This is a genomic window from Methylobacterium sp., assembly GCF_028290105.1.
Classification (GTDB): Bacteria; Pseudomonadota; Alphaproteobacteria; order Rhizobiales; family Beijerinckiaceae; genus Methylobacterium.
In genome coordinates this window covers 1-9,325 of sequence record NZ_JAQGKL010000201.1, presented here as the reverse complement: position 1 = coordinate 9,325, position 9,325 = coordinate 1, and the positions used below count along the sequence as shown (strand labels likewise).

Here is a 9,325-nt window from a genome sequence, read left to right as displayed (position 1 = left end):
GTCGCGCCTCAGGTGGCGGCGGGGCGATTACGAAAGAGTCCGCGAAAGCTTTGGAACGGCAGCCAAAGCAGTTTGAGGAACGCCCGGATGGTCAGGACGGCGGCGACGGTGAAGAGCGCCAGCAACGTTTTGATCATGGGTTAGTTTCCTTGGTCTCGGGGGCGGCCGGCTCTGCTTTCGGCAGGGCCGCCGGTCTCGCGCAGTGGGCTCGGAGAACGGGGCGGGATTAAGGACAACGTTTGGCCGCGCGGGCTTTCGACGGCCTGCGCCATCGCGAAGACCTTCACGCCTCCCGACCTTCGCGCCCCGGTATCCGATGTCTTTCCCGCTTCGATCCGGCGCGACGACCGCTCCGAAGGCTGTGACCGGTTTGGTTAACAAACCCTTGTGCGCGCCGGGTTCGGGGAGCGCCGCTTTCGACGCGGCATCCAGGCGAACCGGCGCGAGGGATAGGCAGGCCTCGGGCGCGCGCCTATCACCGACGGAAACCCGCGCCCCCCTCGTCCGGGATATTCGACGCGCGATGCCGCGTCCAAGATCAGGGCACGTCTGACACCATGACCCTCGACCAGTTGCGGATCTTCGTGGCGGTGGCCGAGCGCGAGCACGTCACCCGCGCCGCCGAGGCGTTGAACCTCGTCCAGTCGGCGGTGAGCACGGCGATCGCCACCCTCGAGGCCCGGCACGCCACGAAGCTGTTCGATCGGGTCGGGCGCGGGATCGCGCTGACGCAGGCCGGCCGGGTCTTCCTCGGGGAGGCGCGTGCCGTCCTCGCCCGGGCCGAGGCGGCCGAACTGGTGCTCGCCGATCTCAGCGGCCTGCGCCGGGGCACGCTCGCCATCCAGGCGAGCCAGACCATCGCCAGCCACTGGCTCCCGGCCCATCTCGTGGCGTTCCGCCGGGCCTACCCCGAGATCGTGCTCCGCCTGGAGGTCGGCAACACGGCGGAGGCGGCGGCCGCCGTGCGCGAGGGCCGGGCGGAGCTCGGCTTCGTCGAGGGCGAGCTTGACGATCCCGTTCTCGCCAGCACGGACGTGGCGCAGGACGAACTCGTGCTCGTGGTGGCGCCCGGACATCCCTTCGCGGACGGCCGGGTGGTCGGCCTCGACGAACTCGCCACCGCCGCGTGGGTCCTGCGCGAGCCGGGCTCCGGCACCCGCTCGGCCTTCGAGGCCACCCTGGAGACGCGCGGGCTCTCCCCTGCCCGCCTGCGCGTCGCCCTGGAACTGCCCTCGAACGAGGCGGTGCGGGCGGCCGTCGAGGCCGGCGGCGGGGCGAGCGTGCTCTCGGCCTCGGTGGTCTCGGGCGCGCTGCGGGCCGGCACCCTGGTGCGGGCCGATCTCGCCCTGCCGGCGCGTCCCTTCCGGGTGCTGCGGCACAAGGCGCGCTATCGCAGCCGCGCGGCGGACGCGCTCCTCGCGCTCATCGCCCACGAGACCGGCGCCTGAGCGTCGCTCAGAGGATGCCGAGGCCGTGGATCAGCCCGAGGCTGATGCCGCCGAGTGCCAGCAATGAGGCGACGACCGCGAGGGTCACCCGCAGACCGGCGCGGGCGACGATCCGGACGTCGACGCCGAGGCCCAAAGCCGCCATCGACACCACGGTGAGCGCATTGGCGGCCGTGGCGAGGGGCGGCACGGCGGCCTCCGGGATCAGCCCGGCCGAGCGCAGCCCCGAGAGCGCCAGGAAGGCGAGGATGAACCACGGCACGAGGTGACGGAACGCGACGCGGCCCGCCGCGGGGCTTCGTCCGCCTCCCGGCCGGCCCAGCGAGAGCGCCAGCACCACGGGGCCGAGCATCAGCACCCGCACGAGCTTGACCAGGGTGCCCACCTGCACGCTGAGCGCGGCGACCGGGGCGGTGGCGGCGAGCACCTGCGGCACGGCGTAGACGGTGAGCCCGGCGAGCACCCCGTACTGCATCGGCGACAGGCCGAGCAGGGGCACCAGCAGCGGCAGCAGGAGGACCACCAGCACGCCGAGCACGGCCGTGAAGGCGATGGCGGCGGCCACATCCTCGCCCTTCGCGCCGATGACGGGCGCCGTGGCGGCGATGGCCGCGTTGCCGCAGATGGAATTCCCGCAGGCCACCAGGATCGCCATCCGGTGGCGAAGGCCGAGTGCCCGGCCGATGGCGTAGCTCGACGCGATGGCCGCCGCGACGACGCCCGCGATGCCGAGAAGCAGGCCCGGGCCGGCATCGAGCAGCGTCGTCAGGCTCAGCGAGGCACCGAGGAGCACGATGGCGAGCTCGAGCACTGTCTTGGCCCCGAAGGCGATGCCGGTCTCCCAGCGCGGTGCCGGCGCCCACAGGGTCCGGAGCGTTGTCCCGATCAGGATGGCGAGCACCAGGGATTCGAGCCAGGCACCGCCGAACGCCCGCACCTCGACGGCTTCGAGCAGCATCGCCGCCCCGGTCACCGCGAGGCAGAGCGCGAGGCCGGGCAGGAGCGCGCGCAGATGCGCGCCGGCTTGGCGAACACGGCCCTGCGGGCGGGGGGCGGACAGGATCGGCTCAAGGAACATGACCGGCGTTGTTTCACCTCCCAACCATTCGATCCAACAGAACCTCAGAATGCTTTCGTTCTGATCTGGAGATGAATGAAGGATTCGGCCCAAGCGCGAGCGGAAGATGCGCCACGGAGGCACCCGCCGCCCTACCTGTCCCGCTGGCGGGGCCTCGACCGGGATGCGGCACGGCTCTGGCAGGGGCCGGCCGGTCCACCGCCCCCGATGGTCACGCGACGCGAGAGACGCCATGACGAACCCACGCTGCACCCTGATCGGCGCCCGCGTGCAGGTGGGGGCCGGGCGCCTCGGCTGCGACATGGGGCCGAGCGCCTACCGGGCGGCGGGCCTGGCCGAGACCCTGTCCGGCCTCGGCCTCGACATCGTCGATGCGGGCGACCTCGTGCCGGGGCCGTTCGTCGAGCGCCCCCATCCCAACGGGGCGCTACGCCATCTCGGGGCCTTCGCGGCCTGGACGGAAACCCTCGCCGAGGCGGCCCATGCGGCGAGCGCCGAGGGCATCCCGATCTTCCTCGGGGGCGACCACAGCCTCTCGGCCGGGACCCTCTCCGGCCTCGGCCGCCGGGCGGCCGAGGAGGGGCGGCCGCTCTTCGTGCTCTGGCTCGACGCGCACGCGGATTTCCACACCCTCGACACGACCACGAGCGGCAACCTGCACGGCGTTCCCCTCGCCTACGCCACCGGGCGCCGGGGCTTTGCGGGCTACCTGCCGGCCCCGCCCGCGCCGATCCACCCGGGCCATGTCTGCCTGATGGGCACGCGCAGCCTCGACCCGGCCGAGCGGGTCGCGGTGCGCGAGGCCGGCGTGCTCGTCCACGACATGCGCACCATCGACGAGGCCGGCGTCGTCGCGCCCCTGCGGGACTTCCTCGGCCGCGTCGCGGCGGCGAGGGGCCGCCTGCATGTCAGCCTCGACGTCGATTTCCTCGATCCGGGCATCGCGCCGGGCGTCGGAACCACCGTGCCGGGGGGCGCCACCTTCCGTGAAGCGCACCTGATCATGGAGATGCTGCACGATTCCGGCCTCGTCGGCAGCCTCGACCTCGTCGAGCTCAACCCCTTCCTCGACGAACGCGGGCGCACGGCCCACCTCATGGTCGACCTCGCCGCGAGCCTGATGGGGCGCCGCGTCCTCGACCGTCCGACGCAGAGTTACTGAAGCACGCGCGGGACCGAAGGGCGGGGTATGTGACACGTGGTGGCGTCTCGACTTGTGAAATACCCGTCCGATCAGCCACAGATTGCGTCGCACGTGAACGAGACCGTGAAGATTTTCGTAATCGATTTTCGATAGACCTTGCTGGAACCATCGGAAAACGGGATGTCACGAGACGACGCGATGCAGCCCCAGGCGCAGATCGAGGAAATCGAGGACGGGGAGCGGCTGGCCGCCCTCGACCGGTACGACATTCTGGACACGCCGCAGGAGGAGGGCTTCGACCGCATCACGCGGCTGACGCGGCGGATCTTCGACGTGCCGATGTCGACGATCACGCTGATCGACGGGCATCGGCAATGGTTCAAGTCCCGCTCTGGCGTGGAGGCCTGCGAGACGCCGCGGGGGCCGGCGCTCTGCAGCTTCGCCATGCGGGAGCCGCAGGGCCTCGTCCTGCCGGATACCCTCGTCGACACGCGCTTCTCCAGTAACCCCTTCGTGCTCGGCCCGCCCCACATCCGGTTCTATGCCGGCGTTCCGCTGCGAACCCCGCAGGGCCTCAGCATCGGCACCCTGTGCGCCATGGACACGCGTCCCCGTCCCTTCCGCGACGACGAGGTCGAGACCCTCGCCGATCTCTCGCACATCGTGATGAGTGAGCTCGAGCTGCGCCGGGTCGCCATGACCGACAGCCTCACCGGCGCCCTGTCGCGCCGTGCCTTCCGCGACGAGTGCGGCCGCACCCTCGCGCTGGCGCTGCGCCACCGGCATCCGATGAGCTGCATCATGCTGGATCTCGATCACTTCAAGTCCGTCAACGACCGCCACGGGCATCCCGTCGGCGATCAGGTCCTGGCCGAGATGGCAGCGGTCTGCCGTGCGGAGCTGCGGACCTCCGATGCATTCGGGCGGGTGGGCGGCGAGGAATTCGCCGTTCTCCTGCCCCTGTCCGATCTTGCCGCCGCGATGACGGTCGCCGAGAAGCTGCGCGCGGCGATCGCCCGGCTCAGCGTACCGACGCCGGACGGCCCCCTCCGGCTCACCGCGAGTTTCGGCGTCGCGGCCCTCGACCCCACGGTGACCGACCTCGACGGTCTGCTGCGGAATGCCGATGCCGCGCTCTACGCGGCCAAGGCCGAGGGCCGGAATCGCTGCGTCGCGTGCCGGCCGGCGCCGGTGCCGCCGCAGGTGGTCCGCCGGCGCGTGCTGAAGGCAGGCCAGATCTCGTTCAACGGCGGACGCTCGGTGATCGACTGCACCGTCCGAAGCCTCTCCGACGACGGGGCGGGCCTGAAGGTCGTCAGCTCCATCGGGGTGCCCGAGACCTTCAAGCTCGCCATCGCTGCCGATCAGTTCTCCCGTCTCTGCCGCATCGTTCTGAAGACCGAAGGGCATCTCGACGTCGTCTTCGTCTGAGGACGCCGATCCCGACCATGGCGTGGCCCTCCCGCGCGACGGCCGGGTCTCAACGGGCCTTGCCCACCGCGATGGTCGAGCCCTGCGTGAGGGAGAAGGCGATTCCGGCGGCCCGCAGGGCCGCAAGGGCGCGGTGGCGGCTCGATGGGGCGAGGGCCGCGGAATCGCCCTCGAGTCGCCGGACCGTCGAGAACGACAATCCACTGGCTTCGGACAGGTCGGTCATCGACCAGTCGAGCAGGGCACGGGCGGCGCGGATATGCCGGCCTTCCACCCGTTGCTCCAGGCCCTGCAGCAACGGACCGGAGGCCCGCGCCGGGACGTCGACCGGACCGATGTAGTTGGTCCAGCACTCGAACGCGCCCTGCGCATCGAGGATGGGGATCATCACCATGCGGTACCGCACGGTCTCTCCGTTCGCGAGCTTGAGCGCCGGAGTGGTGTGGACCATGTTCTGCGTGAGGTAGAGTTCGCGGCCATAATCCCGCCAGTGGCGACGCTCGCTCGGGAGGACCGGACGGGTCGGCTCCTCCAGGAGCTCCTCCTCGGGCAGTCCCACGAGTTCGAGCCATTCCGCCGAGAAGGCGCGGAACGGGTAGATCGCCGTCGTCGAGGTGAAGGCGCGCACCCGCTCGAAGATCGCGCGCTCCTGGCGCCGCCGAGCCGCCTGCGCCCGCGCCATCGTCTCGCGGTCGCTGACGTCGATGAGGACGCCGTGCGCCGTGAGTGGCCGCCCGGACGGCGAGACCCTGACCTCGGCACGGCTCATCACGGTGCGGATCGTCGAATCCGGGCGCAGGATCCGGACCGTGCACGCGGGCAGGACGCCTCGCTCTTCCACCTCGGCGGGGCTCATCGCGAGCGGGCGATCGTCGGGATGGATGAGGCTGTGCAGGAGTCGGTAATCGGCCGCAACGGATTCCTGGGGAAGGCCCAGGATGGCATAGAGGCCGGACGACCAGACATGCGTGTTCTCGGCGAGGTCCCAGGCCCATTGGCCCGTCAGGCCGAAGCCTTCGAGGATGCGGAGCGTCTCGCGGGAGGAGAAAGGGGCGTCCATGCTGGCTCGAAGAGGAACCTCTGCGGCGGGTGCGTCGGCGCGATCCATTGATAAAGCGTGGACTTCCTTCGGGGCTTTCAGAGTGCATCAATCGGTATACTTGTGCAATCCTAGGTATGATCCGGGACGTCGCAGTACCGCCGGTGCCGGCTCCGTTCGCGCGGCGCTGGAAACCGATTTGGACTGAAAACATTCGTCGCGGCAATGCGATGTGGGCGCGCGTCTCGCGCCGCGTTGCAATCTCGGACCAAACCCGCGACGTTGCGGCGCCTCGCCCGACGAGGGCCGTCCAACGCAGCCTCCCACCCAGCGTCCAGGTCTTCGATCCAGCGTCCAGGTCTTCTACCCGGCATCCATGTCCTAACACCCGGCGTCCATGTCCGCGTTCAGCTTCATCCACGCCGCCGACCTCCATCTCGGCAGCCCCCTCGCGGGCCTCGCGCTCAAGGACCCGGACATCGCCCGGCGCTTCGCCTCGGCCGGGCGCCGGGCCTTCGAGGACCTCGTCACCCTGGCGATTGAGCGGCGCGTCGCCTTCCTGATCGTGGCCGGCGACGTCTATGACGGCGACTGGTCCGACAACACCATCGGCTTGTTCTTCGCCCGCCAGGTCGCCCGTCTCGACCGGGCGGACATCCCGGTGATCCTGGTGCGCGGCAACCACGACGCCGAGAGCGTCATCACCCGCTCCATCACCCTGCCGCCCTCCGTGCGCAACTTCTCCGCCACCCGGGCCGAGACCCACCGCCTCGAGGCGTTGAAAGTCGCGCTGCACGGGCGCAGCTTCCCCAACCGGGCGGTGGAGGAGAACTACGCCCTCACCTACCCGGCCGCCCTCCCCGGCTGGTTCAACATCGGAATCCTGCACACCTCCTGCACGGGCCACGCCGCGCACGCGACCTACGCGCCCTGCTCGGTGGCGGACCTCGCGGGCCGCGGCTACGCCTACTGGGCGCTCGGCCACGTGCACGACTACGCCGAACTCTCCCGCGACCCCTGGATCGTGTTTCCGGGCAATCTCCAGGGGCGCAGCATCCGCGAATGCGGGCCCAAGGGCGCGGTCGCCGTGTCCGTCGCCGACGGACGGGTGCTCGGCGTCGAGCGCCTCGTGGTCGACCATGCGCGCTTCCACCACCTGGAGGTCGATCTCTCCGGCGCCCCGAGCGAGCGCGAGGCGGTCGCCGCCATCGAGGAGGCCCTGCGCCCCCTGTCCGAGGCCGCCGCCGAGCGGCTCGTGGCCGTGCGGGTGCGCCTTCACGGCGAGACCCCCGCCCACGATCGCCTCGCGGCCGACCGCGAGGGGCTCACCGCCGAGATCCAGGCCGCCGCGCACCGCATCCACGAGGACATCTGGCTGGAGCGCCTGAAGATCGAGACCGCCCGCCCTCGGCGCGCCCGCACCGAGGCGCGCCCCGACGCCTTCGCGGCCATCGATCCCGCGACCCTGCTGGCGGCTGTGGACCACGACCCCGAGTTCCGCGCCCGCGCCCGGGCGGCGCTCGCCGAGATCATCGCCAAGATGCCGAACACGATGATGCCGAACACGGCGATGCCGGGCGGGCTTTCCGAAGGCGCCCTCGCCGAGGACGACCTCGCCGCCGACCTCGATGCCCTCTGCGCGGAGGCCGAGGCGGTGATCCTCGGGCGCCTCTCCGGCCGCAGCTGCTGATCCTGTCCCCAAGGTCCCGATGCGTCTCCTCAGCCTCGCCCTCGAACGCTACGGCCCCTTCACGGGCCGCACGGTGACATTCCGCGAGGACGCCCGCCTGCACGTGGTGCTGGGGGCCAACGAGGCCGGCAAGAGCTCGGCGCTGAGCGCCGTCACGGACCTCCTGTTCGGCATCGAGACGCGCACCCGCTACGATTTCCTGCACGACATGCCGCAACTGCGGATCGGCGCCGAGATCCGCGCCGCCGACGGACGCCGCCTGAGCTTTCGCCGGCGCAAGGGCACCAGGAACACCCTTGTCGACGCCGCCGACGCGGCCCTGCCGGAGGACGCCCTGGCGCCCTTCCTCGGGGGGCTCGCCCGGGACGTGTTCTGCCGCGCCTTCGGCCTCGATGCCCGCTCGCTCAGGGCGGGGGCGGCCGAGATGATGGATGCCGAGGGGGAGGTCGGCGCCAGCCTGTTCGCGGCGGCCTCGGGGCTTCGCGGCTACAGCCATCTCCAGTCCGAACTGGAGGGGGAGGCCGCCGGCATCTTCATGCCGCGCGCCGCCCAGAGCCGCACCTTCTACCAAGCGCTCGGGCGCTACGACGAGGCCCGCAAGGCGATCCGCGCCGGGGAATTGCGGGCCGGCGACTGGCGCGACCTCAACGCCGAGATCGAGGCGGCGGGGGCCAGGCTCGCCGAGATCAAGGCGGCGCGTGGGCGGATCGCCGCCGAGCAGGCACGCCTCACCCGCCTGCGCCGGGTCGGCCCCCTGCTCCAGGCCATTGATGCGGTTGACGAACGCGCCGGGGCCGAGCCCGACCCGATCGCGGTTCCGGAGGCCTGGATCGACCGCCTCGGGCAGGCGCTCGACGTCCTGAGGACGACGGGCGAGGCCGCAGGTCGCACCGGGACGGCGTTCGCGGAGGCGGCGCTGGCCCTCGATCGGGTGCCGGTGGACGAGGGCCTGCTCGCCCGCGCCGACGAGATCCTGGAGGCGTTTCGCGGCACGGACCGGTTCGACAAGGGCGGCCTCGACCTGCCGCGCATCCAGGGCGAGGCCGACGCGTTCGGGCGCGACGTGCTGCAACTTGCGACACGAATCGGCCTGCCCGATGCGGAGGCGTTGCACGCCCGCCAGCCCTCCGATGCAGCCCGCACGCGCATCGAGGGCCTGATCCGCGCCGGCCGCGAGGATGCGGCCGCGATCGCTCGCCTGAGCCACGACCTCGCCGCCCGCCGGGCCGAGCAGGACCGCCTCGCCGGCACCATGGCGGAGGCCGGCGGGCTCGCCGACCCGGCGCCCCTGCGGGCCGACCTCAAGACCTTCGCCACCCTCCGGCGCGACTGCGACCGGCGCGACGACCTCGACGCCACCCTGGCCCGGGAGGCCGGGTCGATCCGCGCGCAGGCCGCCCGGTTGAGCCCGCCCGTCCCGGATCTCGCCGCCTACACCGCCGGGGGGCCGCCCTCGGCCGAGGCGGTGGCGCGCTTCCGGCGCAACCTCGACGCC

Annotated in this window: 8 protein-coding genes; 5 read left to right on the top strand and 3 right to left on the bottom strand. The window is 71.7% G+C overall.

Going from position 1 to position 9,325, the window contains the following annotated elements:
* Nucleotides 1–8: 8 nt before the first annotated feature.
* Entirely contained in the window at nt 9–137 is a 129-nt protein-coding gene (locus JWQ05_RS14480; RefSeq protein ID WP_299659541.1) for a hypothetical protein, read from the bottom strand.
* Between the two features lie 420 nt (nt 138–557).
* On the opposite strand from JWQ05_RS14480, the gene JWQ05_RS14475 reads away from it, so the two are divergent.
* On the top strand, nt 558–1,448 hold the full coding sequence (locus JWQ05_RS14475) for a LysR family transcriptional regulator (RefSeq protein ID WP_299659539.1): 891 nt from the start codon (nt 558–560) through the stop codon (nt 1,446–1,448).
* A gap of 7 nt (nt 1,449–1,455) precedes the next feature.
* On the opposite strand, the gene JWQ05_RS14470 is transcribed toward JWQ05_RS14475, so the two are convergent.
* Nucleotides 1,456–2,526 (bottom strand): putative sulfate exporter family transporter, encoded by a 1,071-nt coding sequence (locus JWQ05_RS14470; protein WP_299659536.1) that lies wholly within the window; start codon nt 2,524–2,526, stop codon nt 1,456–1,458.
* Nucleotides 2,527–2,758: 232 nt separating this feature from the next.
* Here JWQ05_RS14470 and rocF point away from each other — a divergent pair, with 232 nt between their 5' ends.
* Nucleotides 2,759–3,688 carry an arginase gene (rocF, locus tag JWQ05_RS14465; protein WP_299659533.1) on the top strand — a complete coding sequence of 310 codons (930 nt, stop codon included), beginning with the start codon at nt 2,759–2,761 and terminating at the stop codon, nt 3,686–3,688.
* A 162-nt stretch (nt 3,689–3,850) separates the two neighbouring features.
* Nucleotides 3,851–5,101 (top strand): sensor domain-containing diguanylate cyclase, encoded by a 1,251-nt coding sequence (locus JWQ05_RS14460; RefSeq protein WP_299659530.1) that lies wholly within the window; start codon nt 3,851–3,853, stop codon nt 5,099–5,101.
* 49 nt (nt 5,102–5,150) lie between these two features.
* Here the strand turns inward: JWQ05_RS14460 and JWQ05_RS14455 are convergent, their stop codons facing one another.
* Nucleotides 5,151–6,161: a PAS domain-containing protein gene (locus JWQ05_RS14455; RefSeq protein ID WP_299659528.1), complete on the bottom strand. Its 1,011-nt coding sequence runs from the start codon at nt 6,159–6,161 to the stop codon at nt 5,151–5,153.
* A gap of 376 nt (nt 6,162–6,537) precedes the next feature.
* Between JWQ05_RS14455 and JWQ05_RS14450 the strand changes: the two genes are divergently transcribed.
* Together JWQ05_RS14450 and JWQ05_RS14445 are read left to right on the top strand one after the other, a co-directional pair.
* Complete coding sequence (locus JWQ05_RS14450) at nt 6,538–7,830, top strand: DNA repair exonuclease (RefSeq protein ID WP_299659525.1); 1,293 nt, start codon at nt 6,538–6,540, stop codon at nt 7,828–7,830.
* Nucleotides 7,831–7,849: 19 nt separating this feature from the next.
* Nucleotides 7,850–9,325: AAA family ATPase (locus JWQ05_RS14445; RefSeq protein ID WP_299659523.1), on the top strand; the 1,476-nt coding region annotated here is incomplete at its 3' end.

What these genes read in the sequence shown, in the direction of transcription:
- JWQ05_RS14480 (WP_299659541.1), bottom strand. Translation starts at nt 137, where the DNA reads ATGATCAAAACGTTGCTGGCGCTCTTCACCGTCGCCGCCGTCCTGACC.
- JWQ05_RS14475 (WP_299659539.1), top strand. Translation starts at nt 558, where the DNA reads ATGACCCTCGACCAGTTGCGGATCTTCGTGGCGGTGGCCGAGCGCGAG.
- JWQ05_RS14470 (WP_299659536.1), bottom strand. Translation starts at nt 2,526, where the DNA reads ATGTTCCTTGAGCCGATCCTGTCCGCCCCCCGCCCGCAGGGCCGTGTT.
- rocF (WP_299659533.1), top strand. Translation starts at nt 2,759, where the DNA reads ATGACGAACCCACGCTGCACCCTGATCGGCGCCCGCGTGCAGGTGGGG.
- JWQ05_RS14460 (WP_299659530.1), top strand. Translation starts at nt 3,851, where the DNA reads ATGTCACGAGACGACGCGATGCAGCCCCAGGCGCAGATCGAGGAAATC.
- JWQ05_RS14455 (WP_299659528.1), bottom strand. Translation starts at nt 6,161, where the DNA reads ATGGACGCCCCTTTCTCCTCCCGCGAGACGCTCCGCATCCTCGAAGGC.
- JWQ05_RS14450 (WP_299659525.1), top strand. Translation starts at nt 6,538, where the DNA reads ATGTCCGCGTTCAGCTTCATCCACGCCGCCGACCTCCATCTCGGCAGC.